Annotated in this window: 30 protein-coding genes; 11 read left to right on the top strand and 19 right to left on the bottom strand. The window is 64.6% G+C overall.

All coding sequences use genetic code 11. The features are described 5' to 3' along the window. Positions 1-2 precede the first annotated feature (2 nt). Complete coding sequence (locus M4578_RS22100; RefSeq protein ID WP_258095305.1) at positions 3-1,325, bottom strand: ABC transporter substrate-binding protein; 1,323 nt, start codon at positions 1,323-1,325, stop codon at positions 3-5. A 100-nt stretch (positions 1,326-1,425) separates the two neighbouring features. Then, positions 1,426-1,857: a cupin domain-containing protein gene (locus M4578_RS22095; RefSeq protein ID WP_258095304.1), complete on the bottom strand. Its 432-nt coding sequence runs from the start codon at positions 1,855-1,857 to the stop codon at positions 1,426-1,428. 1,057 nt (positions 1,858-2,914) lie between these two features. Between M4578_RS22095 and M4578_RS22090 the strand changes: the two genes are divergently transcribed. Then, positions 2,915-3,265, top strand: a complete 351-nt coding sequence (locus M4578_RS22090; RefSeq protein ID WP_258095303.1) for a hypothetical protein — start codon at positions 2,915-2,917, stop codon at positions 3,263-3,265. 6 nt (positions 3,266-3,271) lie between these two features. Here M4578_RS22090 and M4578_RS22085 read toward each other — a convergent pair whose 3' ends face one another. After that, on the bottom strand, positions 3,272-4,054 hold the full coding sequence (locus M4578_RS22085) for an IclR family transcriptional regulator (protein ID WP_258095302.1): 783 nt from the start codon (positions 4,052-4,054) through the stop codon (positions 3,272-3,274). 129 nt (positions 4,055-4,183) lie between these two features. On the opposite strand from M4578_RS22085, the gene M4578_RS22080 reads away from it, so the two are divergent. Continuing rightward, positions 4,184-5,704 (top strand): AMP-binding protein, encoded by a 1,521-nt coding sequence (locus tag M4578_RS22080; protein WP_258095301.1) that lies wholly within the window; start codon positions 4,184-4,186, stop codon positions 5,702-5,704. Positions 5,705-5,721: 17 nt separating this feature from the next. Next, positions 5,722-6,492 carry an enoyl-CoA hydratase/isomerase family protein gene (locus M4578_RS22075; protein WP_258095300.1) on the top strand — a complete coding sequence of 257 codons (771 nt, stop codon included), beginning with the start codon at positions 5,722-5,724 and terminating at the stop codon, positions 6,490-6,492. Positions 6,493-6,616: 124 nt separating this feature from the next. Here M4578_RS22075 and M4578_RS22070 read toward each other — a convergent pair whose 3' ends face one another. Continuing rightward, positions 6,617-7,453 carry a transporter substrate-binding domain-containing protein gene (locus tag M4578_RS22070; RefSeq protein ID WP_258095299.1) on the bottom strand — a complete coding sequence of 279 codons (837 nt, stop codon included), beginning with the start codon at positions 7,451-7,453 and terminating at the stop codon, positions 6,617-6,619. Positions 7,454-7,752: 299 nt separating this feature from the next. Here M4578_RS22070 and M4578_RS22065 point away from each other — a divergent pair, with 299 nt between their 5' ends. Beyond that, positions 7,753-8,400, top strand: a complete 648-nt coding sequence (locus tag M4578_RS22065) for an amino acid ABC transporter permease (protein WP_258095298.1) — start codon at positions 7,753-7,755, stop codon at positions 8,398-8,400. A 13-nt stretch (positions 8,401-8,413) separates the two neighbouring features. After that, the gene (locus M4578_RS22060; protein ID WP_258095297.1) at positions 8,414-9,157 is read left to right on the top strand and encodes an amino acid ABC transporter ATP-binding protein; all 744 of its coding nucleotides are present in this window, start codon (positions 8,414-8,416) and stop codon (positions 9,155-9,157) included. Positions 9,158-9,327: 170 nt separating this feature from the next. Here M4578_RS22060 and M4578_RS22055 read toward each other — a convergent pair whose 3' ends face one another. From M4578_RS22055 to M4578_RS22040, 4 genes are read right to left on the bottom strand one after another with little or no spacing between them, the layout of a single operon-like run. Continuing rightward, positions 9,328-9,960, bottom strand: a complete 633-nt coding sequence (locus M4578_RS22055) for a MotE family protein (RefSeq protein WP_258095296.1) — start codon at positions 9,958-9,960, stop codon at positions 9,328-9,330. Positions 9,961-9,966: 6 nt separating this feature from the next. Further along, on the bottom strand, positions 9,967-10,323 hold the full coding sequence (locus M4578_RS22050) for a flagellar motor switch protein (protein WP_258095295.1): 357 nt from the start codon (positions 10,321-10,323) through the stop codon (positions 9,967-9,969). Beyond that, complete coding sequence (locus M4578_RS22045; RefSeq protein ID WP_258095294.1) at positions 10,307-11,248, bottom strand: flagellar motor switch protein FliM; 942 nt, start codon at positions 11,246-11,248, stop codon at positions 10,307-10,309. The genes M4578_RS22050 and M4578_RS22045 overlap by 17 nt, the downstream gene beginning before the upstream one ends. Continuing rightward, a complete protein-coding gene (locus tag M4578_RS22040) occupies positions 11,245-11,814 on the bottom strand; it encodes a flagellar basal body-associated FliL family protein (RefSeq protein ID WP_258095293.1) in 570 nt (189 codons plus the stop codon). The genes M4578_RS22045 and M4578_RS22040 overlap by 4 nt, the downstream gene beginning before the upstream one ends. A gap of 148 nt (positions 11,815-11,962) precedes the next feature. Between M4578_RS22040 and fliF the strand changes: the two genes are divergently transcribed. The 5 genes from fliF to M4578_RS22015 are packed head-to-tail and all read left to right on the top strand — an operon-like array spanning position 11,963 to position 16,597. Then, positions 11,963-13,663 (top strand): flagellar basal-body MS-ring/collar protein FliF, encoded by a 1,701-nt coding sequence (fliF, locus tag M4578_RS22035; protein WP_258095292.1) that lies wholly within the window; start codon positions 11,963-11,965, stop codon positions 13,661-13,663. Beyond that, positions 13,660-14,334: a FliH/SctL family protein gene (locus tag M4578_RS22030; RefSeq protein ID WP_258095291.1), complete on the top strand. Its 675-nt coding sequence runs from the start codon at positions 13,660-13,662 to the stop codon at positions 14,332-14,334. The genes fliF and M4578_RS22030 overlap by 4 nt, the downstream gene beginning before the upstream one ends. Then, positions 14,331-14,672, top strand: coding sequence for a FliM/FliN family flagellar motor switch protein (locus tag M4578_RS22025; RefSeq protein WP_258095290.1), 342 nt, complete (start codon positions 14,331-14,333; stop codon positions 14,670-14,672). Before M4578_RS22030 ends, M4578_RS22025 begins: the two co-directional genes overlap by 4 nt. Continuing rightward, positions 14,669-15,517: a flagellar type III secretion system pore protein FliP gene (fliP, locus tag M4578_RS22020; protein WP_258095289.1), complete on the top strand. Its 849-nt coding sequence runs from the start codon at positions 14,669-14,671 to the stop codon at positions 15,515-15,517. The genes M4578_RS22025 and fliP overlap by 4 nt, the downstream gene beginning before the upstream one ends. A 21-nt stretch (positions 15,518-15,538) precedes the next feature. Continuing rightward, entirely contained in the window at positions 15,539-16,597 is a 1,059-nt protein-coding gene (locus tag M4578_RS22015; RefSeq protein WP_258095288.1) for a flagellar motor switch protein FliG, read from the top strand. A gap of 143 nt (positions 16,598-16,740) precedes the next feature. On the opposite strand, the gene M4578_RS22010 is transcribed toward M4578_RS22015, so the two are convergent. The 7 genes from M4578_RS22010 to M4578_RS21980 form a co-directional block, all read right to left on the bottom strand. Next, entirely contained in the window at positions 16,741-17,562 is an 822-nt protein-coding gene (locus tag M4578_RS22010) for a DUF1217 domain-containing protein (RefSeq protein WP_258095287.1), read from the bottom strand. Continuing rightward, positions 17,559-18,005 carry a flagellar biosynthesis repressor FlbT gene (locus M4578_RS22005; protein ID WP_258095286.1) on the bottom strand — a complete coding sequence of 149 codons (447 nt, stop codon included), beginning with the start codon at positions 18,003-18,005 and terminating at the stop codon, positions 17,559-17,561. The genes M4578_RS22010 and M4578_RS22005 overlap by 4 nt, the downstream gene beginning before the upstream one ends. Beyond that, on the bottom strand, positions 17,974-18,408 hold the full coding sequence (gene flaF / locus M4578_RS22000) for a flagellar biosynthesis regulator FlaF (protein ID WP_258095285.1): 435 nt from the start codon (positions 18,406-18,408) through the stop codon (positions 17,974-17,976). The genes M4578_RS22005 and flaF overlap by 32 nt, the downstream gene beginning before the upstream one ends. Before the next feature lie 143 nt (positions 18,409-18,551). Next, entirely contained in the window at positions 18,552-19,388 is an 837-nt protein-coding gene (locus tag M4578_RS21995) for a flagellin N-terminal helical domain-containing protein (protein WP_258095284.1), read from the bottom strand. A gap of 114 nt (positions 19,389-19,502) precedes the next feature. Beyond that, the gene (locus M4578_RS21990) at positions 19,503-19,913 is read right to left on the bottom strand and encodes a hypothetical protein (protein ID WP_258095283.1); all 411 of its coding nucleotides are present in this window, start codon (positions 19,911-19,913) and stop codon (positions 19,503-19,505) included. Then, positions 19,910-20,230, bottom strand: coding sequence for a rod-binding protein (locus M4578_RS21985; protein ID WP_258095282.1), 321 nt, complete (start codon positions 20,228-20,230; stop codon positions 19,910-19,912). The genes M4578_RS21990 and M4578_RS21985 overlap by 4 nt, the downstream gene beginning before the upstream one ends. 12 nt (positions 20,231-20,242) lie before the next feature. Beyond that, entirely contained in the window at positions 20,243-21,355 is a 1,113-nt protein-coding gene (locus tag M4578_RS21980) for a flagellar basal body P-ring protein FlgI (protein WP_258095281.1), read from the bottom strand. A gap of 189 nt (positions 21,356-21,544) precedes the next feature. Here M4578_RS21980 and M4578_RS21975 point away from each other — a divergent pair, with 189 nt between their 5' ends. Beyond that, positions 21,545-22,300, top strand: a complete 756-nt coding sequence (locus M4578_RS21975) for a response regulator transcription factor (RefSeq protein ID WP_258095280.1) — start codon at positions 21,545-21,547, stop codon at positions 22,298-22,300. Here M4578_RS21975 and M4578_RS21970 read toward each other — a convergent pair. From M4578_RS21970 to M4578_RS21955, 4 genes are all read right to left on the bottom strand, one after another. Further along, on the bottom strand, positions 22,265-23,329 hold the full coding sequence (locus M4578_RS21970; protein WP_258095279.1) for a flagellin: 1,065 nt from the start codon (positions 23,327-23,329) through the stop codon (positions 22,265-22,267). The two genes, M4578_RS21975 and M4578_RS21970, sit on opposite strands and share 36 nt — an antisense overlap. 14 nt (positions 23,330-23,343) lie before the next feature. Further along, the gene (flgK, locus tag M4578_RS21965) at positions 23,344-24,759 is read right to left on the bottom strand and encodes a flagellar hook-associated protein FlgK (RefSeq protein WP_258095278.1); all 1,416 of its coding nucleotides are present in this window, start codon (positions 24,757-24,759) and stop codon (positions 23,344-23,346) included. Positions 24,760-24,780: 21 nt separating this feature from the next. After that, a complete protein-coding gene (locus M4578_RS21960) occupies positions 24,781-26,082 on the bottom strand; it encodes a flagellar hook protein FlgE (RefSeq protein ID WP_258095277.1) in 1,302 nt (433 codons plus the stop codon). A gap of 30 nt (positions 26,083-26,112) precedes the next feature. Next, positions 26,113-26,329, bottom strand: a 217-nt coding sequence (locus tag M4578_RS21955; RefSeq protein ID WP_258095276.1) for a hypothetical protein, incomplete at its 5' end; no start/stop codon positions are given.

Below are 26,329 nucleotides of genomic sequence, written 5' to 3'. Positions count from 1 at the left end.
GGTCACTCTCCCTCTGCGGCGCTGCGCAGGAAGCGGTAGGCGTCGAGATAGTTGCGACCATCGTAGAACGCTGCCGCCTGTTCGACCAGCGCGCCGCTCAGATCGGGGTGATCGGCGAGAAGCGTTTCGTACCCTTCCTTCAGCGCGACCATATCCTTGTAGATGCCCGGTGCGGCGGTGATCTTGTCCGCCGTCAGCTCCAGCGCCGCGGGCACCACGCCTCCGGCCTGGGCGGCGGCGATCTGCGCGCCGATGATGGCCTCGTAGTAAAGCTCGGAACTCTCGTCCGCTTCCAGCTCGGCCTGCCGCCCGAAGCTCCACGGCACGTAGAAATCGCCGCCGGTCCACAGCCGTTCGAGATCGCCCAGATCGACATCCTCGCCGGTGGCGGCGGAGAGATAGGGGATCAGATAGGACAGCGCGGTGTTCGGGTCGTTCTCGATCTGGTCGAGAATGCGGTAATAGACCGAGACGAGGCGCAGCACGGTCTCGCGGTCCTGCGCGATCATCTCGCTTTGCAGGGTCAGCCCGCCGAAGCCGAAAGCGTTGATCACCCGCGAGTCGCCCGCCGGCAGGCCCGCGATAAGGTCGGGCACGCCGACCATGCGCTGATAGCCGATGTCCTGCACCTGCACGTTCTGCGCCGCGCCGCCGGGGATCGCAAAGTCGATCTGGCCGGATTGGGCAAGCTGTACGATCCGCGAATCCGCCAGCACATCCACCTCGACATCCGCCGTCGTCAGCCCGCCCAGTTCGAGGATGGTGTTGACGAAGGGCCGGGTGCCCGCATTGGTCGAGAAGACCACGCGCTTGCCGCGCATCTGGCCGATGACAGAGCGGAACGCCTCGTCCTTCGTTTGCCCCTCGGCGATGAAATCGCTCCAGGACCGCACGCCGAGTTCCGGGTTCGCCAGTACGTGCTGGCCGACGAAAGTGGTCATGGTCAGCACATGCTGCACATGCGGCATGCTGGCATAGACCTCGATCAGCGCGGGCACGTAATCTTCCGAGGCGTCGAGCTCGCCATTGGTCAGGCGCGCGTTCGACTGTTCGATGGAGACGATGGCATCGCCCTCGGGAAGCGCGATGCCGACCTCTTCGAACCAGCCCTGCTTGAGACCGATGATCCCGAGCATGTTGTTGGCATAGGGCCACATGGCCAGGTTCACGTCGACCTCGGGGATCTCGGTGCCGGACGAGGGCTCGAACTCCTGCGCGGCGGCGGGTTGGGCCAGCACAAGCCCGCCGAGGACGAGCGCGGCGACGCCGGCCGTGGCCCGCTTGAGCGCGGACCTCGCGTGATGGAACTGCATGGTGATCTGCATGGGCGGTCTCCTGTCGGAAGTTGGGTGGCAAGGGGATACCCGGCCGGGGCGGTTCTGTCGCCGCAGGGGCTGTGCCGCGTGTCCGGCCGGGCAGGTGGCGTCAGCCTTCCGCCGGGACGAGCCCGAACGCGTCGCACAGCTCGGGCACGTCGATCACCGCGATTTCGGAGTCGAAGGCGCTTTCGACCACAACGTCGGAGCCGCTGCAGAAGAAGACCTTGGCATAGGACGGGGTCCAGTAGATGGCGCGCGAGAGGGTGGGCAGGTGCAGCATGTCGCCCTTCTTGGCGATGATCACCTCGCGGGTTTCGACATCGACAATCACGATCTCGCCCTCGATGACGTATTTGCCTTCCTCGAACTGGTGCTGGAAGATCATGGCGTTTTCCGAGCGCGTCATCTCGAAATAGCCGACCTGCAGCGGTTCGGGCGCTTCGGGGCCGCTCGTGTAAAAGGTCAGATGGTTGGTCTTAACGCCGGTCTTGTCGGTGTAGCTGTGCAGCGTGAGCTCTTCGAGCGATGTTTTGCGCATGCCAGGCATGGGGGCTCCTTCGGATAGGTGCGGGTTGTTGTTTGCACGGGCGCTTGCCTGCGGGGCACGACGGAACGTCGGGACCAAAGAGCAGCTGGGCGCTGGCACCACCTTGATTATGAGAAGGAGACCTCTTTTATAAAATTAGTATCCTAATATTTGAAACAGAATCCTAAGATTGCTCAATACTTGCTCTATTTTTCGGCAATCCGTCTGTATTTTGGGCGAAATTTGCGTCGCAGGGCTGTGTCCGGAAGTTGATCTTCCTGGGCGCGCCGCAACCCGTGCCCTGCGGTCGCGAGCCTCCCGACTCACGCGGGGTGTCCCGCGTGCCGGTCTGGGAGCGGGCTCGGTTGCGCTGGGGTTGAGAGCGGGAGGGGCGGGGCATTGGCGCTCTGCCTGTCTGGTGCGGCGGGCCTTCCGTGCGGCATGCATGGTCTGCGCCCGGGGGCATAGGGTTCCAGGTAACGTATTTATTTTCAGTATATTGCGGTTTTCTTGCCGCCGGTTCGCGAAGAATCTGCGCGCCGGGCGCATGAGGCGTTCTCCGGATTTCGCGTCTCGAAGCTGGCGTTGGGCCATGTGCCGCAGAGGGCGCGTCGCCTGGCCGATTGTTCGCGGCGACCCGATCTGGCGCGTCGAGTCGCTTGCGACCGGCATCGCGCCGACCCGCCGCGCCCCATGCGGGCGCTCGCTCTGCGCCAAAAGGCCGCCGGGCGCTCCGTATCGGGCGGGTCTCTGGGGGGAGGTGATGCGCATTGGCATCAGAAAAGGCGATCGAAACCTGAAAATAGGTATCTTATTTTTGATAAGAGTGCTAATTCTAAAGTTGGGGCCAGTTTGCCTTGGTCGGTGTGGGGTATCCCTGGCGGCCAGAGCAAAGATCCTGAAAAATATTCTCTCTTTGCCAAGAGGCTGGGCGAAAATCACAGCGTGCGCGCGATTTTTCCGAGGATGGTGGTGTGCGGGAAAACTTGAGATCAGGGTGCTGATCTGAAATAACCCGAACGACTGAGACGGCGCGAGAGCAACCTGTAGGCGAGGCACACGTAGGGTAATGGACAGCCAGGCGCTTCAAGACGACAATTTTGTGGTATTCGAGCGCGGCGTGAAAGACGAAGTCGAGGCCGGTGCCACCGTTGAACTGATCTCGGTCGGCGAGCCCGGCTCCTGGGATGTCGAGGGCTGGTACATGATGGTGCGTCGCCCGGACGGTCGCGCTTTGCTGCTGCTCACGACCATCAACCCGAAGGCCAAGTTCATCCGGACCACCAAATCCATCATGCGGCTTTTGCGCCCTCTGCCGCTGCGCAACATCAACTTCCCCATGACCCCGATGATCCATCACCACGAGGACATCTGGAATTACCACAATAAGGCGAACCAGCACCGGCGCCCGATGAGCTGAGCGCCCTCAGACCGGAACGCCCTGCGACATGGAACGTGTCGCGCCCATCAGCATCGGGGCGAAGCGGCTGACGATCTGCTGCGCATCGTAGCGGAAGAGCGACGCGCCGAGGCTGACGGCGGCCACCCGGTCGCTGCCGGGCAGCCGCAGCGCCACGGCAATGGTGATGTCGCCCGCATAGATCTGCTCTTCCACCATGGCAAAGCCGCGCGTGCGCGCGGTCTCCACCGCCGCCTTGATCCCCTCGCGGTCAAAGATCGTGCGCCGGGTGAAGGCGCGCAGGTCGGAGGCGTCGAGCAGGGCATCGACCTCGGCATCCGGCATCGTCGACAGGATCGCGAGCCCGCCCGCCGAACAATAGGCCGGCAGGCGCGAGCCGATCATCACATCCGTGTCCAGCACGTTGGGCGACAGGTAGCGCGAGAGGTAAATGACCTCGGTCCCGTCGAGGACGGTCAGCGAGATTGTCTCCTCGGTCGCCTTGTTCAGATGCGACAGGTAGGGGTGGGCACGCAGCACGATGGGGCTGGAGCGCGTGTACTGATAGGCGAGGCTCAGCGCCTTGGGCGTCAGTTCGAAGGTCTTGTTGCGCTGATCCTTGTGCAGATAGCCGAGCTTCCACAGCGTATGCGAAAAGCGCTGCGCGGCGGAGCGGTCGAGCCCGGCGCTTTCCGCAAGCTGCGTCAGCGTCTGCCGGGGCCTGCTTTCGTCAAAGGTGGAAAGAACGCGGAACGCCTTTTCCACCGCCCTGACCATCAAAGGATCATTTTTTTCGCCGGTGTTCGCCATGCTCGCCCTTCCTGACGGAGTCGCATTGACACCGCCAATGCGGCGCGATTAACTGTCAATACTTTGTATTGCATTGCAATAACAAGTTCAACGGGAATTTTCGCTGTATCGGCGAGAAAAGAAGGCAAGATGGCATTGACATCCAAAAATTGGGAAGGTGACGGGTTTCTGCACCTGCTGGAGCGGGCGGCCCCCGAGCAACCCTATGCCAGCGAACCGGAGAACGGCGTCTGGACAAGCCGGACCGTCGGCGACCTGACCGCGCGCGCCCGGCTGATCGCCTGCGGCCTGTCGGCGCGCGGGATCGGTGCCGGGGACCGCGTCGCGCTGATGCTGGGCACCCATTTCGACTATTGCGCCGCCGTGCTGGGGCTGGCGATGCTGCGCGCCGTCTGGGTGCCGGTCGGGCTGCGGCAGATAGGCAGCGCGGTCAGCTTCGCGGTGAGCGAGGCACAGGTCTCGCTGCTGATCGCCGAGGACGCGGTCGCCGACGTGGTGCAGGAGGCCGGATGCCCCGTGCTGCTGCGCCCCGAAACCGGGCTCGACGGGGTTCTGGGCGGCGCGCCCGAGATCGCCTTTGCCGCGCCCGATCCCTCCGACCTGATGATGATCAGCTTCACCTCCGGCACCACGGGCAAGCCGAAAGGCGTGCCGGTGACCCATGCCATGCTGCGTTATTCCGCCGAAAGCGCCGCGATTTCCTCGGCCGCCGAAGACGGCGCGGTCTATTACACCTGGGAGCCGTTCCACCACATCGGCGGCGCGCAGGTGATCATCCTGCCGCTGATCCGCAAGGTCTCGCTGGCACTGGCGCCGCGCTTTACCGCCTCGGGCTTCTGGAACGAGGTGCGGACCACCGGCGCGACCCGCATCCACCATCTGGGCGGTATCCTGCAAATGCTGCTGAAGCAGCCGCCCCGCCCCGACGACCGCTACCACAAGGTGAGCGTGGCCTGGGGCGGCGGCTGCGACGCCGACACCTGGCGGGCGGTCGAGGCGCGCTTTGGCGTGAAGGTGCACGAGGGCTACGGCATGACCGAGGCGTCGAGCCTGACAACGGTCAACACAGAGGGGCTGCCGGGCCTTGTGGGCCGTCCGCTGCCCTGGTTCGACGTGGCGATCCTCGACCGCGACGGCGCCCCCGTCGCGCAGGGCGAGAAGGGCGAGATTGTCGTCACGCCACGCCCCGGCCGGGAGAGCGCGCTCTTCGCAGGCTACACCAATTCCGACGAGGCCACGCGCGAGGCGCTGCGCGGCGGGCGCCTCTTTACCGGCGACATGGGTTCGCTGGATGCCGAGGGGCGGCTGCGCTTTCACGGGCGGATGAAGGACACGATCCGGGTGCGGGGCGAGAACGTCTCGGCCTGGGAGGTCGAGAACGTGGTCGAGCAGCATGACGGGGTTGCCGCCTGCGCCGCGATCCCGGTCAAGGCCGAGATCGGCGAGGCCGACATCAAGATCTATGTGCAGCCGGTGGCCGGCCAGCAGCTCACGGGCGAAAGCCTGTTCGACTGGCTCAAGGGGCGTCTGGCCCCGCACCAGCTGCCGCAGTTCATCAGCTTCGTCACCGATTTCGAACGCACCCCAAGCCAGCGGATCATGAAGCACAAGCTTGATCCGATGCGCGGCGGGGACTGGACAAGACACTGATACCGAAAGGAAAGACCATGACCGAAGAAACCGATCCGATCCTGCTGACGATGGATGGCAACATCCGCGTCATCACTCTGAACAAGCCCAGGATCCTCAACGCCTGGGACAAGCCCATGCGCGACGATCTGGTGCTGGCGATCCAGCGCGCCGGGCGCGACCCCGAGGTCGAGGCGGTCGTGCTGACCGGCGCCGGGGCGCGGGCCTTCTGTGCGGGCCAGGACCTGAACGAAGGCAAGGATTTCGACGCCGACCGCGCCGAGCTCTGGATCGAGGAATGGCGCATCCTCTACAACGCGATCCGCCGCTTCGAGAAACCCTTCATCGTGGCGCTGAACGGCATCGCCGCCGGGTCGGCCTTTCAGGTCACGCTGCTGGCGGATATGCGGATCGGCAGCGCCAACTCGCCGATGGGGCAGCCGGAAATCAAGCAGGGCATCGCCTCTGTCACCGGCTTCTGGATCATCAAGGAAATGCTCGGCCTGTCGCGCGCCATCGACCTGGTGCAGACCGGCCGCATCGTCTCGCCGGAGGAATGCCATCGCGTCGGCCTGATCAACGAGCTGGTCGCCCCCGAGCAGGTGCTGCCCCGTGCTCTGGAGCTGGCACGCGAGCTCGCGGCCCTGCCGAAACGGGCCTATGCGCTGAACAAGCAGCGCATCTGCGCCGCGACCCAGCACAGCTTTGACGAAACCTTCGAGCTGGCCCGCCAGATCCACCACCGGGCCTTTGAAGAGGGCGACACCCAGAAACACATGAAGAAGTTTCTGGACCGCAAGCGGGCCTGAGCCCCGCGCCGGAACGTCAGGACAGGCGGCCTTCGGGCCGCCTTTCTTTTTTGCCCTGAGGATTCCAATGAAAAAGGGCGGCCCGAAGGCCGCCCTTTCCGGGTCTCACAAGGGATGCGAGGGATCAGAACTCGATGCCGGCGGGGATGTTGGACACATCCATGCCCGCGGCGGCAAAGCCGTCGATGATCAGCGGCGCCACGGTGCCTTCGGCGCGGTGTCCATCGGCCCAGGCCTGCACGAAATCGCTGAAACGGCCATCGTCATCCTTGCGGATGCCCGCCGAGGACGGGCTGCCATGCTCCGGCTTGGGCACGGTGTAGGCTTCGAAGATATTCGGCGTCGTGGTGAAGGTCTGGAGGCAGATCGGCAGTTCCTGCACAAGATACTCCGCCCGGCCTGCCTGAACCGCCATGATCGACTCGCTCATTTCCTTGAGCGACATGATCTTCGCTTCCGGCACGTCGGATTCGAGGAAGGCCACCTGCGCCGTGCCCGTCACCATCGCAAAGGTGCTGTCGGCGGTATTGTACTCTTCCCAGGTCGCCATCGGCTCGGTGCCCTTGCGGGCGATCACGCAGTCGGTCATGCGGTAGAGCGGACCGGCCATATCCAGCGCCTTCTTGCGCTCTTCGGTGGCGGTCATGCCGGGGAAGAGGTCGATCCGCCCGGCCTGAAGGTCCAGAACCACGCTCTGCCAGGTGGTTTCCTTCCAGACGACTTTCAGCTCCTTGCCCATTTCCGCGCCCAGATCGGCAACGATCTGGCGGCAGATGTTCGGGCCGTAGCCCGCGTATTCCAGGTCGCCGCCCACATGGAACGAGGTCGGCGGGTAGTTCTGGATGCCGCCGCAGACGACTTCGCCCGAGGCTTCGATGTTCTCCCAGATGGAATCGGCCAGCGCCGGGACGGCGGAGAAGCACAGCGCGGCGGCGGCCACAGTCAGTTTGAAGGTGTTCATTATGGTTTCCCTGTCTCTGTCGGCCGGCACCTGGCGCGGCTCTGAGGCTACTCAAGCGACGCGAATCAGCGGATGGCAAGGCAAACCGCCGGGGCCGGGAGGGGAAAAACGCCCTTTCCAGGGGAGTGATGTAAAAATGATAGACTTTTATTGCAATGCAATATTTTTATCGAAATTTTGGTGTATTTTGCTAGTGTCTCAGAATGTGCTCTGGCGCAGCCGCCGCTCGCGGATGTAGGACTGTCCTGCCGCAGCACCCTGCCTGTCCGTCGGCGCGGCGCGAGATGGAAGGAAACCTGATGTATGAATTCGACTGGTCGGTGGTCCTCGACGGGGCACTCTGGCTGAACGCCATCAAGATCACGCTGGCCTATGCCGTCGTCACCTCGATCGCCGGGCTTCTGATCGGAGTGGTCTTCGGCCTGATCCTCGTCGCCCGCGTGCCGGTGCTGCGCTGGGTCGCCTCGGCCTATGTGCTGCTGTTCCGCAGCACGCCGCTGCTGGTGCAGATCGTGTGGTTCTTCTATGCGCTGCCGATGGTGACAGGCTATGCGCTGCCCGACTGGTTCGCCGCCGGGCTCGGGCTCACGCTTTATATGGGCGCCTTCTCGGCCGAGATTTTCCGCGCCGGTGTGATCTCCATCGAAAAGGGCCAGTGGGAGGCCTCGACGGTCCTGGGCTTTTCCTACGCCACCAAGATGCGCCACATCATTCTGCCTCAGGCCACCCGCCGGATGGTGCCGCCCATCGTCAGCCAGTCGATCCTGCAGCTCAAGAACACTTCGCTGCTCTCGGTCGTCGCCGTCCCCGACATCATGTACGCCGCCAGCAGCCTGACCATGTCCACCTACCGGCCGCTCGAGGTCTACACCTTTGCGGCGCTGCTGTATCTGGCGATCCTGACGCCGGTGACGCTCATCGCCAGCCGTTACGAACTGAAGCACTGAAGGAGGACGCGACATGATCCATGTAAAGGGCCTGAAGAAGAGCTTTGGCGACATCCATGTGCTGAAAGGGGTGGATCTGAAGATCGAACGCGGCGATGTCGCGGTGGTGATCGGCCCGTCGGGCTGCGGCAAGTCGACCTTTCTGCGCTGCCTGAACCTGCTGGAAGAGCCCACCGCCGGACGGCTGGAGATCGCCACCCAGCGGCTGGAATTCGAGCCGGGCGGCAAGGTCTCCGAGCCGCGCAAGGCCAAGTTCCGCGCCTCGACGGGCATGGTGTTTCAGGGCTTCAACCTGTTCCCGCATATGACGGTGCGCGAGAACGTGATGTCGGGGCCGTTCCTGAACCGCATTCTCAGCCGCAAGGCGGCGGGCGAAAAGGCGGATGAGCTGCTGGCCCGCGTCGGCCTGTCGGAACGCGCCCATCTCATGCCGAACCAGATTTCCGGCGGACAGGCGCAGCGGGTGGCGATTGCCCGCGCCCTGGCGCTGGACCCCGAGGTGATGCTGTTCGACGAACCGACCTCGGCGCTGGACCCGGAGCTGGTGGGCGAGGTGCTGGAAGTGATGCAAGGGCTTGCCGAGGACGGCACGACCATGGTCGTCGTCACGCATGAGATGTCCTTTGCCCGCGACGTGGCGACCAATGTCGTCTTCATGGATGGCGGCAAGGTCGGCGAGATGGGCCCGCCCGCGCAGGTGCTGGACGCGCCGCAGTCGCCGCGGCTCCAGTCCTTCCTGTCGAAAGTGGTTCACTAGGTTTGCGCCGCCACGGCCCGAATACGACGGTGCTTTCCTGGGGGCAGGCCACGCTGCAACGGCGTCGGGATCGGTCCCTGTTTCCCCGATAATCCATCTTATGTAAAATGCAGATCGCCTTGGCCCCGCCGACAATGCGGGACCAGGGCAAAACCCGAGCTTGGGCCGGGTTAGAGCCGAATATCGTCCAGACGCTGATCGCCGGGCAGCTTGGAGCGCTCGAGGATGATCTGCGAAATTGCCCGCGCGCGCACCGGATTCAGCGCCGCGAGGATCGGGGCCGCGTCACGCTCGTTCATCGTGCCCAGCACCATGACGGACACCTCGATGTCGAGATCGTTCATGATCGCGGCGGCATCCTTGGGCTTCATGTTCTGATAAAGCGCCACCAGACGGTCGACATCCGAGGTATGCGCCGCCTCGACCTTGGCCAGCAGCCCTTCCAGCTCGGTCTTGAGATCCGCCAGCCGCTGCTGTTCGAGCGCCAGCGTCTCGCTCGCCAGGTCCAGCTCGGCCTCGTGCTGCGCATTGCGGTCCTTCTGCGCCTCCAGAAGCGCGCGCTCCTGCTGGATCGAGGCCAGAAGATCCTCGGGCGCATCGCATTGCAGCGGCTCTGCCGCCACCGGCTTGGGCGCCGGGGCTGGCTCGGTGCTGGTGGCAGCGGAAGCGGCCGAGACAAAGGCCGTCTGCTCGGTTTCGGCGGGAATCACCGAGGCGCTCCGGGGCTCTTCCATCAGCGCTAGGCCGATCTTGGCGGCACCGGCCACAGCGAGACCGGCAAGAATAAGCGTAAGCGGCCGCATCGGATCTTATGCCTCGCGCTGACGGACGGTTTCGAAAAAGCCGCGGACCAGCTCGGATTTCCCCGGCACCGGGGTGGCGCCGATGGGGCGCGACGGACGCTCGCGCGTGGTGCGGAAGGCCGGCTCTTCGCGCGGGGCCTCTGGCGCCGGCTGACGCGGGCTGCCCAGCGGCGGCTGGCCAATCGAGCGCAGCGCCGAAACGGTGCTTTCGCTGCGGTCCACTGCGGCCGAGAACGTGCCGATCATCGGCTCCATATCCTTCAGCACCTGCATGAGCAGGCGCACGCGGCGATCCACGATCCAAGCATAGGCCATGGTTCCGGCAAGCAGCACAAGAATAGCTACGTCAATCGCGAAGGACATTGGGGAGTTCCTCTTCTTCGTAGAGCTTTTCCGAGAGTTTCAGCGCGATCCGGCCGTTTTTGCGGCGGCCGACCTCGGCCCGCGCGATTTCCTTGCCGGCGCAGCAGATCGTGACCGGATCGTCCACCTGAATCCCGAGATCGAGCACCTGGCCCGGCACCCAGGCCAGCACGTCGCGCATGGGCAGCTCGGCCTGGCCCATCACCGCCGCCATCGCCACGCTGGTATGGCCCAGCATATCGGTCATCTTCATCCGCCAGCCGGTATCGCCGCCAAGCTGGCCGCCGGTGAAGTGCTGGGACAGCACGTCGCTGACCTTTTCAAAGGCGGTGTTGGGCAGGACAAAGACCATCTCGCCCACGCGGTCCTCGATGTCGATGCTGAGCACGGCGCGCACGCAGGCGCTGGCCGGCGGCGCCAGCAGCAGACCCTTGGGATTGGTCTCAAGATGGTCGATCTTGAAGGTCACCGGAGAGACATTGGCGAAAGCGTTCGACAGTTCCTTGAGCACTTCCTCGCAGAACCCCTGCCCCACCCGCTTTTCGATCCCGGTAAAGCTGCGCGGATTGCGCGCGCTGCCGGGAACCGCACGGCCGCCAAAGGTGATCTCGAGAATGCTGAACAGCAGTTCGGGCCGCAGGATCGCGGCGATGGTGCCGCCCCAGTTCTCGGCGTCGGTGACCGCGATCAGCGCCGGATCGGGCAAATCGTCCAGCGCATCCTGACAGGTCAGATAGTCGATCTGCTTGACGCTGATGTCGGCCATGGCGCCGAGATAGCTTTTCAGCACCTGCGCCATGGACAGCGAGAACCGGTCAAAGGCCACTTCCAGCATCGGCAGCCGCGCATACGAGTATTTCGCGCGTTCGACGATCAGCTCCTGAACGGCGCGGGTGTCGGGCTGGATGGGGGTTTCGATGGTCATTGCACGATCAGATCCGCGATGAGGAATTCCTGAGGCGCGTCGCTGTCCGAAATGGCGCGGGCGCGGCGGAGCAGCTCGCTTTTCAGCCGCACCAGCCCGATGGTCCCCTGAAGATCGCTTTCGTTGAGCTGCCGTAGATAATCCTGAAAGCTGTCGCGCAGGAACAGCTTGCGCTCTTCGATGTTCTCGGCGCCGGGCAGGCGCGTGTCATAGGCCAGCGCGAGGTTCAGCTTGAGAAACCGCGTCGTCTGCCGCCCGGTGGCGGTGGTCGAGGTGATGTTGACGATGATCTCCTTGAAGGGCGTCACCACGATGTTCTTCTGAGTGGTCGCACCATGACCGACCGCTTCCGGCGCCGCATGAGCCGCGGCTTCGGTTTCATGCGTGGCGGCGGGGTCCGCCTCGCCGCCGCCGAAAAGCGCCAGCGCCCGCTGCGGGCCGACAGCGGCCACCAGCCCGCCGGCCAGCGCCAGAAGGCAGATCGCCAGCAGCGCGACGACACGCAGCAGCCGTCCCTTTTTGCGGGGCGCGGCGTCGCTCTGGGAGGTCTGAGACGAATCGGCCATGAACCGTCACTTTTGCAGTCGTTCTAATCTTGCATCACCATGCGGGAAAAACTGGGTTTAAGCAAGTATAAATCCCCATGAACTTCTTGATAGACAAGAACAGTTGTGTTTATTCTTGGGGGACATTTGGACATAGGCAGAAACAGACGTGCAGGCGATTCTCGACAATCTGAAGTCGCTCGGATGGCGGCGACTCTCGGTTCTTGGCGGGACGGGGGTCGCGCTGGTTCTTGCGATGTTCATCGGACTTTCAGTGGTTTCCACCCCGGACTACGTGTCGCTTTACCGTGATTTGTCGCCGGCCGAGGCTGGGCGCATCACCGAATCTCTGGAGCAGGCGGGCATTCCCGCGCGGGCCGAGATGGCGGGCACCGCGGTGAGCGTCCCCGCCGAGGATCTGGCGCGGGCGCGGATGGAGCTGGCCGGCGCCGGGCTCCCCAGCGACGGCACCCCCGGCTGGGAGATCTTCGACGAGGCCAGCGGGCTAGGCATGAACAGCTTCATGCAGCGGGTGAACCGGCTGCGCGCCATGGAGGGGGAGCTGGCCCGCTCGATCCAGACCATCGACGGGGTCGAGGCGGCGCGGGTGCACCTTGTGCTGCCCGAGCGCGAGCCCTTCAGCCGCGAGCGTGCCCGCCCCTCCGCCTCGGTCATCGTGCGCGGCGCGCGGCAGGTCAGTCTCAAGCAGGCCCATGCGATCCGCTCGCTGGTGGCGGCGGCGGTGCCCGATCTGGCGCCGGCGCAGGTGACGGTACTGTCGGCGTCTGGCGAAACCATCCTGGCCGACGATGGCGAGGCGGGCAGCGAGGCCTCGCTGCAATCGGCGCGGGCGCAGATCGAGGACCGGCTGGGCCAGCGGATCACGCAGATTCTGACCGCGCGCGTGGGCGCGGGCAACGCGCGGGTGCAGGTGAGTGTCGATCTCTCGACCGAACGGCAGGTGTTGCAGGAGCGGACCTTCGACCCCGATCAGCGCGTCGTGCGCTCGACCGAGACCCGCGAGGAAACCCGTGAGGATCAGAAGGCCGCCGGCGGCGAGGTCGGCGTGGCCGACGACATTCCCGCTGCGCTGGCCGACGGCGCCCCGGGCACCAATCGCAACAGTTCGAACAGCACAAACGAGATCGTCAATTACGAGATCGGCGGCACCACCTCGGAAACCGTGCGCGAGCCGGGCGAGGTGCAGAAGGTCTCGGTCGCGGTGCTGGTGAACGGTATCTACAACGTGCAGGATGGCGGCGCGGTCGATTATCAGGAGCGCAGCGCCGAAGAACTGCAAAGCCTCGAGGCGCTGGTGCGCAGCGCGGTCGGGTTCGACGAGGCGCGCGGCGACAGCGTCGAGGTGGTGAGCCTGCGGTTCATGGATTATTCCATGGATGTGGGCGAGCCGGTGTCGCGCAGCTTTGGGCAGATTCTTTCGGAAAACATCGGTACGGTGCTGCGCGGGCTCTTTGCCCTTGCGCTGGTGGTGGCGGTGCTGGTGCTGGGCGTGCGCCCGATGCTCAACCGCGCCTTCGGCCAGGCAGAGGCGGCCGGCACGGGCGGCGATCTGCCCGCCCCCGAGACGCCCGCGGCCCTTCCCGGCGCGACCGCCGAGGGCGGCACCACCTCGAATGTCACCCATATCCACACCGCGCGGCAGGGGGCGACGGATCAGACCGTCTATCACAGCGGCACCGTGCTCGACCCGCTGCCGCCGGGGAGCGAAGACGACACCGTCTCGGTCGCCTCGGTTCAGGGCGGGGTGCAGCGTGGCTGGATCAACACCGTAGGCGGGCTGATCGAGCGCGAGCCCGATGACGCGATCAAGGTCGTCCGGGCCTGGCTGGCAGAAGGGCCGAGCGCATGAGCTTTGTTTTCGACCGCAATTTCGACGCCGAGGAGGATGCCCTCCGCCGCGGCGAAGCGCCGGTGATCGGCGCGGTCTTTACCCGTGCCGAATATGAAGACGCGGTTGCGCTGGCCCGTGCCGAGGGCTTTCAGGCCGGGCTTCAGCAGGGGCGGGCCGAGGCATCGGAGACCGCGCAGAGTTCCGAGAGCGCGCGCCGTCTGGCCGTTGCCGAAGCGGTGCTTCCGGCGATGCAGGCGTTGTTCGCCGATGCCGACCGGCATCATGCGGCGCTTGAGGCGCAGATGGTGGATTTCGTGTTGTCGGTCTTTCGTCAGGTGGCGCCCGATGTGAGCGCGGCCCTGGCCGGGGACCAGGCGCTGCGCGAGGCGAAGGGTGCCGTGCGCATGGCGCTGGGATCGGCGCAGCTCATCCTCTGGGTGGCGCCCGAGGCGCTTCAGACCGCCAGTACCGAGCTAGAACTGGCGGCGCGTCAGGCAGGTTTTGGCGGGCGGCTGACGGTCAAATCCGATCCGGCGCTAGGGCCCGGTGACGTGCGCGCCGACTGGGATCAGGGCGTCATGGAATACAGCTTCCGGGAAATCTGCGCCCGCATTCTGGGCGCGCTCGGAGTGGCGCGGCAGGACATCGCGCTGAAGCTCGGGCAGACACAGGCAGGAGAAAACGCATGACCGACGAGGTGGAAACCCCCGAGGGCACCGTCGCAGAGGCAATCGCCGAAGAGGCCGCCGCCGGGGCCAAGCCGGGCGAGGCGGGCAAGACCATCGACGCGATGCTGAACGTGGGGCTGAACGTGCAGATCGTTCTGGGCCGCACGCGCATGCCCATCGCGCATCTGCTCAAGCTCAGCCGCGGCTCGATCATCGAGCTCGACAAGAGCATCGGCCAGCCCGTCGAGGTGGTGATCAACGACCGGCTCGTCGCGCGCGGCGATCTGGTCAAGCTGCCCGACGACCGCCTTGGCGTCTCGCTGATCGAGATCGTCAAGGATTACGTGTCCGAAGAATGACCCGATGCGGCGGTCTTTCGCGTGCCCTGCCCCTCTGCCTGCTGGCAACGGGGCTTTGCGTGCTGGCCGCCTCTCAGGCACAGGCGCAATCGGCGGGTTCGGACCTGCTGGGCGCCATCGGCGACGCGCTGAGCAGCGCGCCGGCGGGCTCGGACGAGCGGGCCACGCTCTCGGGCCGGATCATCCAGCTTATCGCCGCGATGACGGTGCTGTCTCTGGCGCCCGGCCTGCTGGTGATCATGACCAGCTTCACCCGCTTCGTGATCGTGTTTTCCATGCTGCGCTCGGCGCTGGGGCTGAACCAGACCCCGCCCAATATGGTGCTGACCTCCATGGCGCTCTTCATGACCTTCTTCGTCATGCAGCCGGTCTTCGAGGATGCCTGGGAGGGCGGCGTGCAGCCGCTCATGGACAACGCGATCACCGAGGAACAGGCGCTGGGGCGGATCGGCGATCCGTTCAAGAGCTTCATGTTCGCCAACACGCGCGAGAAGGATCTGGCCCTCTTCCACGACATCTCTCAGCGCAGCGACGCGGGCGGGGCCGAGATCGAGCCCGGCCCCCTGCCCGCCACGGCGCAGGAGGCGGGCTGGCGCGAGCTGGTGCCGGCCTTCATGATTTCCGAGCTGCGGCGTGCCTTTTCCATTGGCTTTCTCATCTACCTGCCGTTTCTGGTCATCGACCTGATCGTCGCATCGGTGCTGATGAGCGCGGGCATGATGATGCTGCCGCCGGTGCTGATCTCCTTGCCGTTCAAGGTGATCTTTTTCGTTCTGATCGACGGCTGGTACATGCTGGCGGGCAGTCTCATGGAAAGTTACATCCCCCTCTCCGGGGGTGGGTAAGACAGGCAGGAGAGCAGGACCATGGCAGTTGCAAATCTCAAACGCGCCACCTCAACCGGGGCGAACGCGGCCGCCGCCCGGCGGCGCAAGCTGACCGGCCCGCAAAAGGCCGCGATCCTGTTCCTGTGCCTCGGTGAAAAGCGCGGCTCGGCGCTGCTCCAGCAGCTCGACGATGTGGAGATCCAGCAGGTCACGCGGGCGATGTCGGGGCTGGGCTCGATTTCCTCCGAGACGGTCGAGCAGGTGCTGAGCGATTTCGTCGAGGACATCACCAATGGCGGCGGCGTGGTCGGCTCTTTCGCCGTGGCCGAAAACCTGCTGCGATCGCTGCTGCCGGGCGATCAGGTGGAGGGCATCCTCAAGGATATTCGCGGCCCGCTGAAGGAGCGCGATCTCTGGGCGCGGTTCGGGGCGCTGTCGGAGAATGTCATCGCCAATTACCTCAAGGGCGAGCATGAGCAGACCATCGCGGCGATCCTGTCGAATGTGAAAACCGACGTGGCCGCCAAGGTGCTGCCGATCCTCGGGCCCGAGAAGATGCAGAACGTGGTCGAGCGGATGATCCGCATGGAGGCGGTGCCGCATCACATGATGAAGCAGATCGAGGAATCGCTGCAAAGCGACATCATCAACGCCGGTGCGCAGCCGACCACCACGGAACAGCACCAGCGCATGGCGGATCTCTTCAACAAGCTCGACCGCAATGCGTTCGACGCCATGGCCCCGGCGCTGGAAGAGTCGATCCCCGACACGTTCGACGCCATCAAGGCCAAGATGTTCACTTTCGAGGATCTGGTGAAGATGGACGCGATGGATCTGGCCAAGATCATGCGCGGCATGCCGGGCAACACGCTGCCCACGGCGCTGCGCGGCGCCAGCCAGGGTGCGCGCGACGCCTTCCTCAACGCCCTGCCCGCGCGGTCGCGCGACATGCTCCAGGAAGAGATGGACAGCATGGGCCCGGTGCGCCGCCGCGAGGTGAGCGCGGCACAGTCGATGATGCTCGATTACGCTCGCACGCTGGCCGAGGAAGACCAGGTCCGCCTGCCGATCAACGACGAAGACGACGAGATGTTCTGAGGCGTGCGGTGGGCAGATTGCCCACCCTACAGGGCCGCGCACCGGAAACCGCAGCAAGATGTCCGTATCTTGAGGTGCCGCCGCGAGACCCCGCGATCAGATCCGTAGGGTGGGCAATCTGCCCACCGCTCCCGGAAAACAGCTCAGCGCAGCTTGTAGCCGCTGAAGCCTGCGATCGCCTCGATGTCGATGGTCACCGGCACGAAGCTGCCCGATCCGGCGCTCAGCGCGCCGGAAAGAAGCTGAACCGCGCCGTTGGTGCTCGAGAAATCCGTGTTCGCATCGGAAATCGCCACGTATTTCCGCACCAGCTTCTCGACCTCTTCGGGGTCCTTCAGCGTCGCGAGGTCGATGCGGTCGGTCAGCATCGCCGCCTGACGGTCGATGTCGAGCGCGGCCATCTCGGCGGGCAGCCCGAGGATGGTGCGGAAAAACTCCGACATCTCGGTGTCCTTGAGAATGTCGAAGGGGCTCTCGATCTCCGCCGCCTTGCGGCGGAATTCGAGCACCGTGCCAAGCGCCTCGTTCTCGTCGGTCTTGTCGTTCACATATTGCGTGTCGACATATTTCGCGACGACCCGATTACGCCAGGAATTCAGCGCGGTGTTGATATTGCCCTCGCCATCGGTGCCGAATCCCATGGCGTTGTAGAGCTCCTTGAAACGCGGATCGGTCAGCCGGTTGATCAGCGCATCGGGCTCTTCGATATTGCTCTTGAGGATCTTCTCCATCATCGCCTTGCCGAAGATCTGATCCTCGAGATCGTAGGCTTTCATCACGAAGCTGTAGAGCTGGTAATCCCCCATCAGATCGTCGACGCTTTCGACATCCGAGATGTTTTCGAGGAAATAGTCGATGGCGCGCGCATGTTCGGGCTCTTCCCGCAGAAGCGCCTGTTCCTTGTCCTCGGTGGCATCCACCAGTTTCAGGGCGACCAGGGTCGACAGGCCCGAAATCGAGATCATGCGCGTTTCCTTTCGGGATCGGCGGCCTCGGCGGCCAGTTGCGTCGGATCGAGCCCGACCGCCCCCAGCACCTCGGCCTCGCGGGCGATCAGCGGGCGCAGATCGCGCAGCGCGGTGTAATATTCCATCCGGCTGACGTTGTTCGCCGCGCTGAAGACGTGAAACCGCAGATCGGCGGAAAACACGGTGGCCAGCTCGGCCAGCCGCTTTTGCGCGGCCTTGGCCAGATCCTCGCGCTTTTCGGGATAGATCAGCGCGCTCTGGATCAGGAAATAGACCGCCTTGACCGGCGTCGCCGCCGCCTCGGGTTTCAGCAGGTCGGATTCCCGGATGATGTCTGCGCGGTTTTCGACGGTGATCGTGCTTTTGCGGCCGCCGTTGCGCATCATGCAGCCGTTGACGACCAGCCGTTCAAAGGGTTTCAGCGTGAGATTGAGTGCCATGATCCGATACCGCTGCCAGTGCCGGGCGCGAGGACAGCCCGGCGAGAATGCTGGAATTCACGTCGATCAGCGCGCGCAGGCCGGCCCCGCCGCCCAGCACCTGCTGGCTTTGGCGGTCGACCCAAAGCGCGATGGAGATCAGCTGGGCGCGCAGCGCGGGCGGAAAGGTATTGCCGCTGTCGGCGAGATCGTCGCGCAGGGTGATCCAGAGACGGCGGTTGTCGGCCAGCGCGTCGCGCAGCCCATCCGCCAGAACCGTGTTGCGCGCCTCGTTGCTCTCGGCGGCCTCGTAAGCCTCGCGATGCGTTTGCAGCGCGCCGGTGACGCGGGCGAATACGCGCGCCTCGATCTGGCGGGGAGACTCGCTTTCGCGAATCGTCCGCTTGTATGCGTTGATGCTCATTCCGTTCCTGCCTCTGCTCCCCCCGGCTGATCCCGGAGGCGATTTGATAGCCGACCCCGGTTGATCCGGGGTTGCGACGAAGAAAGGGCGCCTTTCGGCGCCCTTTCACTATGCCATCATAAGTTGTGCATTTTCCAGAGAAATTACCGGAACAGCGACAAAATATTCTGCGGCGACTGGTTGGCGATCGAGAGCGATTGCGTGGCCAGCTGCTGTTGCACCTGAAGCGCCTGAAGGCGGGCGGCTTCTTCTTCCATGTTGGCATCGACCATGCCGCCGACACCGGCGTCGATCTTGTCGGTCAGTTCCGAAAGGAACTCTTTCTGCATCTCGACCGATTTTTCGGCGATGCCGAAAGCGGTGGCCGAGTCGATGGCGTCCGACAGGGCGCCTTCGGCGTCTTGCAGGGCGGTTTCCATCAGCGCGGTGGTCGAGGCCGCAGTCAGGTCGATATTCGCCAGGGTGGACTGGATCGCGCCCAGATCCTGCTGGTCGAAGCTCACCGTGGTGGTGGTGATCGAGCCCGAGGCGTCACGGCTGATGCCGGTGACCACGGTCACGGCCGAGGTGCCATTGACGAGGTCGGAGCCGTTGAAGGTCGACTGGTCGATGGTGGTCTGGATACGGGCGGCGAGCTCGTCCAGTTCGGCCTGCACTTCGGCGCGGGTTTCCGCCGTGCCGCCCTGTGCGAAGGCGACGCGCTCGACGAATTCCGAGGCCAGATCCTTGACGGTTTCAGCGCCCAGACGAGCGGCCGAAATCGAGTTCTGGGTCAGGGTCAGGCTTTCGTCGATGGCCTTGTAGATACGCGAGTCGCTCGACATCGTCTCGGAAATCGAGAAATACGCTGCGTTGTCTTTGCCCGACGCGATTTTCAGGCCCGAGCTGATGCGGTCCTGGGTCGATGCGAGGCTGTTGTTGATATTGCGCAGCGTCGAGAGCGCGGACATTGCGCTCGCGTTGGTGTGGATAGAAGACATTTTCTGCTCCGATTTCTATCGTTATTGGTCTTCGTCTTTCTGACGAAAACGGTCCTGCCGTGAGACGATCCGTAACACGGCAATTTCGGGCAGAAGGTTAAAACAGGGTTAAACCTAAACGGACTGGTCAAATCGTTGCGGAGAGGACACAGATTTCTGCGGCTGACTGCCGTCGCGTTCGTAAAGCCCGCTCAGGCTCTGACGGTCGCGAATCCGGTCGATTTCGCGAGCCACGGCGCTGGTGGCATCGGTCATCCGGCGCAGCATCGACAGGTCGGTCTGGATCAGATCGCGCAGATCGCTCAGCTTGCGGCGCAGTTTTTCCGCCGCGGCGCTCTCTTCGGTGAACAGATGTTCGGCATCTGCAAAGGCGGTCTCGATCTCGGCCAGAAGCTCTTGCTTGCGGGGAAACAGCTCTTCGACGCGGGCAAGCTGGCCCTGACCGATGGCGGCGATCTCGTCGCGCAGCAGGCGCGCAAGCCGGTCGATCAATTGCGTGGCGCGGGCGTGGGTCGTTTCGCTCATGAGCGCTGCTCCATGGTCCGGCTTTCGGTATAGGCTTCGAGGGCGCCGCGCAGGCTGGCGGCGATGCCGGCGCCGCCCTGTTCGGCGATCTCGCGACCGAAGGCTTCGGCGAGAAAGTAGCGCCAGGTCTCTTCCGCCTGGCCGCCGCCGAAATCGCCGATATCGACCTGCTTCATCATCTCATCGACCATCTGCGTGAGAAACATCGCCTCGAACTCCCGCGCCGCGCTGTTCGGGGCATCGGGCGCCGCCGCGCCGGGCTCGGCAATCTGTGCGCTGGTAACCTGAAGCGCGGCCATACTCGTCTTGATATCCACAGGGGCCCTCCGTCAGATGATTTCGAGATCGGCGTGCAGCGCGCCCGCCGCCTTGATCGCCTGGAGAATGGAGATGGTCTGCGTCGCCGTCAGGCCGATGGCGTTGAGCGCATCGACCAGCCGTTGCAGGCTGACATCGGCGCCTTCCAGAATGGTGAAATACGCCTCTTTGTCGTTCACGCCGACGCTGGTGCGGGGCACCACAACGGTGGTGCCGCCGATGGTGACCGGGTTGGGCTGGCTGACCAGCGGGTCCTCGCGGACCATCACCGTCAGCCCGCCCTGGCTCACCGCCACCCGGTCGATGCGCACATCCGCGCCGATCACGATGGTGCCGGACCGCGCGTCGATCACCACCTTGGCGATGCTGTCCGGTTCGACACGGATGTTCTCGACATCCGAAAGCACACCGGCCACGTCGCCCTTCCCCGCGCCGAAAAGCGCCACCTCGACCGTCGCCGGATCGAGCGCCGTCGCGGTGTTCGAGCCCAGCCGGTCGTTGATCGCGTCGGCCATGCGGGTGGCGGTGGTGAAATCCGGGTTGCGCAGGTTCAGCCGGATCGAGTTCAGCGAGGAAAGCTGGAAGTCGATCTCGTTCTCCACCGTGGCGCCGTTCTCGATCCGGGCGACCGTGGGCACGCCCTCGACCACCGAGGCGGCGATGCCCTGCGCCGCATATCCCGCCACCGCAATCGGCCCCTGCGCCACCGCATAGACCTCGCCATTGGCGCCGGTCAGCGGGGTGACGATCAGCGTGCCGCCCCGCAGCGAGCTGGCATCCCCCATCGAGGACACCACCACGTCGATCGGCGAGCCGCGCCGCGCGAAGGGCGGCAGCATTGCCGTCACCATCACTGCGGCGGTGTTCTCGGTTTTGATCCGGTCGTCCGAAAGATTGCCCACGCCCAGACGTTCGAGCATCGCCTCGATGCTCTTTTCGGTGAAGGGGCTGTTGCGCAGGCTGTCGCCGGTGCCGTTCAGGCCAACCACAAGCCCGTAACCCACAAGCTGGTTTTCCCGCACGCCCTCGAAGGTGGCGATGTCCTTGATGCGGACATCGGCCACAGCCGGCAGGGCCAGGCAAAGCGCGGCGATCAGGGCGCCAATGCAAGCTGCGATGCGCATGAGACTCCGAAGGCAAAGAAGGGGCTCTCTTGGCAAAGATTAAACATCGTGGACACAAAAATCGCAATGATTAAATCATAGATAATCATGCTATCCTTGTCTAATGCTTGACCAGAAGCAAAATACTGCGCATGATCGGTCTATCCGTTCATGGATAACAAGAATTAAAGCCCCCATCGGGAGAGCGTGGTGCACATCTACCTTTACGAGCCGCGATCCAACGCCCTGCACGGCTTGCTGTCCAAGCTGGACGAGGCGCAATGGGAGCCCGTGGCGGTGAACGACGACTTTTTCGAACGGCAGCTCGATCTGCTGACCGCCGATGGCTATGCCGACCGGCCGGTGCTGCTGTCGGGGCATCCGCGCATCGTCGAACATATCGCGCGGCTGCGGAAATCCGGCTGCCGCAACCCCATTCTGGTGCTGCGCGACCAGCGCGATCCCGAAGCGGCGATGGAAACGCTGGATGCGGGCGCCGATGACGACATCGTGGGACCGGTGACCGGGTTCGAGCTGCGCAGCCGCGTCAACGCCATCACCCGGCGTTTTCACGGTCACGCGGCGGCCTCGGTCCATATCGGCGACGTCACCGCCTATTTCGACGGGCGCGACCCGGATGTGGCGGGCCAGCCGATGAAACTGTCGCAGCGCGAACTGGCGATCTTCCAGCAGATCGCGCTGGCGGCGCCGCGCGTGGTGTCGAAATCGCGGATCTACGATGCGGTCTACGGCATGGCCGAGGAGCAGCCGTTCGACAAGGTGATCGACGTCTATATCTGCCGGATCCGCAAGAAGATCGAGGAAATGTCGCCGCTGGGCGATCCGCATATCCGCACGATCCGCGGCCGGGGCTACAAGCTCGCACCCGAAAGCCCCGACGAGCAGCCCGTGCCGCTCGCCCTGGCCGCGTCAGAACATGAAGTTCAGAAAGCTCAGCTGGGATAGGCTCGCGGTCGCGGCATAGCTGGCCTGAAGCTGGGTTTCCAGCGCGGTGATCCGGGTCGCGGCCTCGTAGCTGTCGACCCCCACCAGATCGAAGATCCGGCTGTTATAGAGCTTTGCGCGGTCTTCCATCCGCATATTGGCGGTCTCGATCCGCCCCGAGGCGGTGTCGAGCTGGGTCTGGCTGTCGAGCAGACCGGTCAGCCCGGCGTTCAGCCGCTCGGCGGCGGTGCCGACCCAATCGGCATAAGCCTCTGCGTCGGCGATCTCGGTCGGGTCGGTGGCGGCCAGCATCGCGAGACCCTGAAGCACCTCGCGGAACGCAGCGTCATTGGCCTGCACACCATAGCTCAGCGTTTCGCCATCGCCGATGCTCGCGGACATGCGCGCGCTTCCGGTGCTGCCGGTGAAGAACAGATTGTCGAAATTCTCGTCGGGATCGGCGGCGCTGTTGCCAAAGATCGCGTCCAGCTCGGCGATTCGGTCGGCGGCCTCTGCCGCGCTGCCGAGCCCCTGGGCAATCACATCCTCGATCACGCCCTGCGGCGACAGGCCGGTGTCGCTGCGCGCGCGATCCCAGACCTGAAGCGCGGTGGTGCCATCGGCGATCCCCGCGAACATGGGCAGGCCGCCATAGTTCAGATTGGCCTGCGCGATCACCGTATCCAGCGCGGCGCGCGCCGAGGTCTGCAACCCGTCGGCCGTGCCGCCGTCCGAGGCGGCGTTGGCCAGCGCCAGTTCCAGCGTCGACTGCACCGCCTCGCGCATCGTGCCCAGGGCCTGGCTCATGGTGTCGAGCCGGCTGCCGAGCAGCGAATTGGCGGCGATCTGCGCCTCGTCGCGCTCCAGCGCGGCGTTGAGGTTCAGCGCCTCGGCGGCGCTGGCGCCGAGCGACCGGTAGATGTCGCTCTTCACCCCGTCCGACAGTTCCTTTTCGGCGGTGACAAGCTGGGTTTGCAGCTCGGCATTGGTGTTGCGGCGCAGCAGGTTGCTATAAAGCGTCGAAGGGCCCCGGTTCATCAGGTAGATCATATGCGTCTCCGGGCTCAGAAGGCGTCGATCAGGGTGTCGATCATCTGGGCGACAACCGTCAGGACCTGCGCATTCGCGTTGTAGGATTGCTGGATGGCGGTGAGCTGCTGCAACTCGTCATCCACGTTCACCCCCATGAACGACAGACGTGTGCTTTGCACCGTGACCGCCCCGGCCGCCAGCGTTTCCGCGGCGCCTTCGGCTTCGGCGCGGGTGCTGTTCTGGCTGGCGATCAGCGTGGACACATAGCTCGACAGCGTCCCGCTGTCGCCCAGCCCGACGCCGGAGTCGAACGGCATATCGCCGTCCAGAGCCCCGATGAACGCCTCGATCTGGGTGTTGTCGCCCGCAGCGCCCGGCATCTCGGCGCCGACGCCATCGCGGATGCGCCAGTATTCGCCACCGCTTTCGGGCAGAACCGCACCGTTCACCGCGATGCGCATGGCCAGCCCCGGCGCAAAAGGATCGCTCAGCGCCGCGCCCGCGTCGGTGAACAGCCCCGGCTCGCCGTCCGCGAGGCTGGCATCGGCGCTCTGCAAGCCCTCGATCAGCGCGCGCGCCACCTCGTCGAGCTGTGCCTGCATTTCCGGCAGGACCGTGTTGTAAAGCTCGATCTGCCCGGCGAGCGCGCCTTCCGAGATGCCCCGCACCCCGGCCACGCCGGGGGTGATTTCGGCATCCCCTGCCATCAGCGTGCCGGTGGCGGCGTCAAAGCGCAGAAGCTCTGCCTCGCCGCCGGTCAGCAGCGGCGCGCCGCCTGCGGCGAAGAGTTCCATCCGGCCCTGGCTGTCGGTGCGCAGGGTGAAATCCATATATTCCGCCAGCGCATCGAGTTCCGCGCCGATCCGGTCCTGAAGCGCAAGCTGCGCCTCGCTGGTCCCGAGCCCGCCCGAGGCGATCTGTTCGTTATAGCCCTCCAGACGGGCCAGCGCCGCGTTGATCTCGGCGATGTCCGAGGCAATGCCGCCTTCGGCACTCTCCACGGCCTCGGCCAGCTCCGATCCGGCGCGATTCAGCGCGCCTGCCAGTTGCTGCGCGTCCGACACGGTGCTGCGCTGCAAGGCGGTGTCCGAGGGCGAGACCGTCAGCAACCCCATCGCGTTCCGGAAATCGGTAAGCCGGGTGAGGATCGTGTCGCTGCTCTCGCTGTCGCCCAGCAGGGTGGTATAGGCCGCGAGCCCGGTGGCAATCGCGTCCTGCCGGGCGGTGCGGCCCACCTCGGTGCGGTACATCGCATCGAGCGAGGCATCGACCGCGCGGGTGATCTCGCTCACCTTGGCGGCGCCCTGCCCGTCCGTGACGATCTGCGTCTCGCGGCGGGCAAAGCTGGCATTGTTCGCGTTGGCGATATTCGACGAAACGCTTTCGGCCCAGCGGGAGGTGACACTCATCCCGCTGCGCGCCGCGTTGAAGGCGGATGTCAGACCCATAACATTGTCCTATCCAGCGCCTCAGCGCTTGAGGTTCACCGTTTCGGTCAGCATCTCGTCGGCCGTGGTGATGATCTTGGCGTTCGACGAATAGGCGCGCTGGCGCTGGATCAGGTCGGTCAGCTCTTGCGCAATGTCCACATTGGCCGATTCCACCCCGCCCGAAGTCAGCGATCCGGTGTCGCCGCTGCCGGCCTGGCCAAGATAGAAGGCGCCGGAATCCATCGACATGGTGAAGGTCGAGTTGTTGGTCGTCTCCAGCCCGTTGGGGTTGGCGAAGGTGGCCAGCGGGATCGAGTAGAGCGCCTTGCGCGCGCCGTTGTCGAACACGCCCCAGACATCGCCGAATTCGTCGAACTCGACGCGCGAGAGCGTGCCGCTTTCGCTGCCATCCGCCTCGACGATCATCGGGGTGTAATCGCCGGAGAACTGGGTCAGCCCGTCGAAGCTGTCCGGCGCGCCGAGCGACAGGGTGATTTCCTGCGGAATGGTCGCATTGTCGATGGTCAGCGTCATCTCGCCGGTGGCGGCGTCGAAGGCAAAGGCGGCCGGTGCGGTGGCGGTCGAGACGATGTCGGTGTAGCTCGCCGGCGAGCCGACATTGGCGCCGCTGTCATTGAAGGTGACGGTGACGGTGCCGTAATCGGTGGTGTCGTCCGAGATCGTCACGACCCATTGGTCATCGGTGTCGGTCGGCTGGAAGGAAAGCGTGACCCGCTGGGCTTCGCCGAGGGCGTTGTAATATTCCACCGAGGAGACAAAGGCGTCGCCGGGGGTTTCGAGCCCGGTTTCCTGCGAGGGCAGGTTGCCGCTGACCGAGACGTTCTGGGTCATCGCGCCGCTGATGGTCTGGTTGGCGATGTTCACCGGAACCAGATCGGTAAAGCTGCTGCGGTCCACCGCGCCAAGCGTGCCATCCGCGCCATAGGCGTAGCCCATCAGGTAAAGCCCGGCGGCATTGACCAGGTTGCCGTCCTCGTCGGGCTCGAAGCTGCCGACGCGGGTGAACATATTGCCCGAGGTATAAGAGGCGTCGATGTTCGAGTTCACCACGAAGAAGCCGCTGCCGCTGATGGTGAGGTTCGAGGCGACCGAGGTCTCGGAATAGCTGCCGTCCACCGTATTGGAATGGGTGATGCTGGTGCGCACCCCGGTGGCCTGGCTGCTGCCCGCCGCGGTCGACCCGGAGGTGACCATCTGCGCAAAGCTGCGGCGGTAGCCCACCGTATCCGCGTTTGCGATATTGTAGGAGATGCGCTCGACTGCCGTGGAGTTCGCCAGAAGGCCGCTGACTCCGGATGCCATCGCGTTGGAAATGCTCATAACCGCCTCGCCGTTTGGTCGATGATGGGTTCACCGTTCGTAAACGAGATAGCAGATTGCGGTTACACCATGGTTAAAGGTTTCTTTACTTGTTGGTCTTTCTGCAAGTCTTGCCTGTTTTTGATAAAGCGTTGTGCAAAGGATGTACCGGCGGCATGGCCTTTGGATCAAAGGTGCGGTGGGCAGATTGCCCACCCTACCCTTGCAGGTTTCGCCGCTTGATCCCGTAGGGTGGGCAATCTGCCCA

The organism is Salipiger pentaromativorans (genome assembly GCF_024721115.1).
GTDB classification, from domain to species: Bacteria; Pseudomonadota; Alphaproteobacteria; order Rhodobacterales; family Rhodobacteraceae; genus Salipiger; species Salipiger pentaromativorans.
This window is presented reverse-complemented; position numbering and strand designations above follow the sequence as displayed.

Bases quoted from the DNA above. Each gene is read 5' to 3' on its own strand.
- M4578_RS22090 (WP_258095303.1), top strand. From the start codon at position 2,915: ATGGACAGCCAGGCGCTTCAAGACGACAATTTTGTGGTATTCGAGCGC.
- fliP (WP_258095289.1), top strand. From the start codon at position 14,669: ATGACCCGATGCGGCGGTCTTTCGCGTGCCCTGCCCCTCTGCCTGCTG.
- M4578_RS22075 (WP_258095300.1), top strand. From the start codon at position 5,722: ATGACCGAAGAAACCGATCCGATCCTGCTGACGATGGATGGCAACATC.
- M4578_RS21995 (WP_258095284.1), bottom strand. From the start codon at position 19,388: ATGTCTTCTATCCACACCAACGCGAGCGCAATGTCCGCGCTCTCGACG.
- M4578_RS21960 (WP_258095277.1), bottom strand. From the start codon at position 26,082: ATGAGCATTTCCAACGCGATGGCATCCGGAGTCAGCGGCCTTCTGGCG.
- M4578_RS22080 (WP_258095301.1), top strand. From the start codon at position 4,184: ATGGCATTGACATCCAAAAATTGGGAAGGTGACGGGTTTCTGCACCTG.
- M4578_RS22085 (WP_258095302.1), bottom strand. From the start codon at position 4,054: ATGGCGAACACCGGCGAAAAAAATGATCCTTTGATGGTCAGGGCGGTG.
- flgK (WP_258095278.1), bottom strand. From the start codon at position 24,759: ATGGGTCTGACATCCGCCTTCAACGCGGCGCGCAGCGGGATGAGTGTC.
- M4578_RS21970 (WP_258095279.1), bottom strand. From the start codon at position 23,329: ATGATCTACCTGATGAACCGGGGCCCTTCGACGCTTTATAGCAACCTG.
- M4578_RS21990 (WP_258095283.1), bottom strand. From the start codon at position 19,913: ATGAGCGAAACGACCCACGCCCGCGCCACGCAATTGATCGACCGGCTT.
- M4578_RS22025 (WP_258095290.1), top strand. From the start codon at position 14,331: ATGACCGACGAGGTGGAAACCCCCGAGGGCACCGTCGCAGAGGCAATC.
- M4578_RS22010 (WP_258095287.1), bottom strand. From the start codon at position 17,562: ATGATCTCGATTTCGGGCCTGTCGACCCTGGTCGCCCTGAAACTGGTG.
- M4578_RS22070 (WP_258095299.1), bottom strand. From the start codon at position 7,453: ATGAACACCTTCAAACTGACTGTGGCCGCCGCCGCGCTGTGCTTCTCC.
- M4578_RS22095 (WP_258095304.1), bottom strand. From the start codon at position 1,857: ATGCGCAAAACATCGCTCGAAGAGCTCACGCTGCACAGCTACACCGAC.
- M4578_RS22040 (WP_258095293.1), bottom strand. From the start codon at position 11,814: ATGGCCGATTCGTCTCAGACCTCCCAGAGCGACGCCGCGCCCCGCAAA.
- M4578_RS22050 (WP_258095295.1), bottom strand. From the start codon at position 10,323: ATGTCCTTCGCGATTGACGTAGCTATTCTTGTGCTGCTTGCCGGAACC.
- M4578_RS21980 (WP_258095281.1), bottom strand. From the start codon at position 21,355: ATGCGCATCGCAGCTTGCATTGGCGCCCTGATCGCCGCGCTTTGCCTG.
- M4578_RS22015 (WP_258095288.1), top strand. From the start codon at position 15,539: ATGGCAGTTGCAAATCTCAAACGCGCCACCTCAACCGGGGCGAACGCG.
- M4578_RS22005 (WP_258095286.1), bottom strand. From the start codon at position 18,005: ATGGCACTCAATCTCACGCTGAAACCCTTTGAACGGCTGGTCGTCAAC.
- flaF (WP_258095285.1), bottom strand. From the start codon at position 18,408: ATGAGCATCAACGCATACAAGCGGACGATTCGCGAAAGCGAGTCTCCC.
- M4578_RS22065 (WP_258095298.1), top strand. From the start codon at position 7,753: ATGTATGAATTCGACTGGTCGGTGGTCCTCGACGGGGCACTCTGGCTG.
- M4578_RS22060 (WP_258095297.1), top strand. From the start codon at position 8,414: ATGATCCATGTAAAGGGCCTGAAGAAGAGCTTTGGCGACATCCATGTG.
- M4578_RS22055 (WP_258095296.1), bottom strand. From the start codon at position 9,960: ATGCGGCCGCTTACGCTTATTCTTGCCGGTCTCGCTGTGGCCGGTGCC.
- M4578_RS22030 (WP_258095291.1), top strand. From the start codon at position 13,660: ATGAGCTTTGTTTTCGACCGCAATTTCGACGCCGAGGAGGATGCCCTC.
- M4578_RS22100 (WP_258095305.1), bottom strand. From the start codon at position 1,325: ATGCAGATCACCATGCAGTTCCATCACGCGAGGTCCGCGCTCAAGCGG.
- M4578_RS22045 (WP_258095294.1), bottom strand. From the start codon at position 11,248: ATGACCATCGAAACCCCCATCCAGCCCGACACCCGCGCCGTTCAGGAG.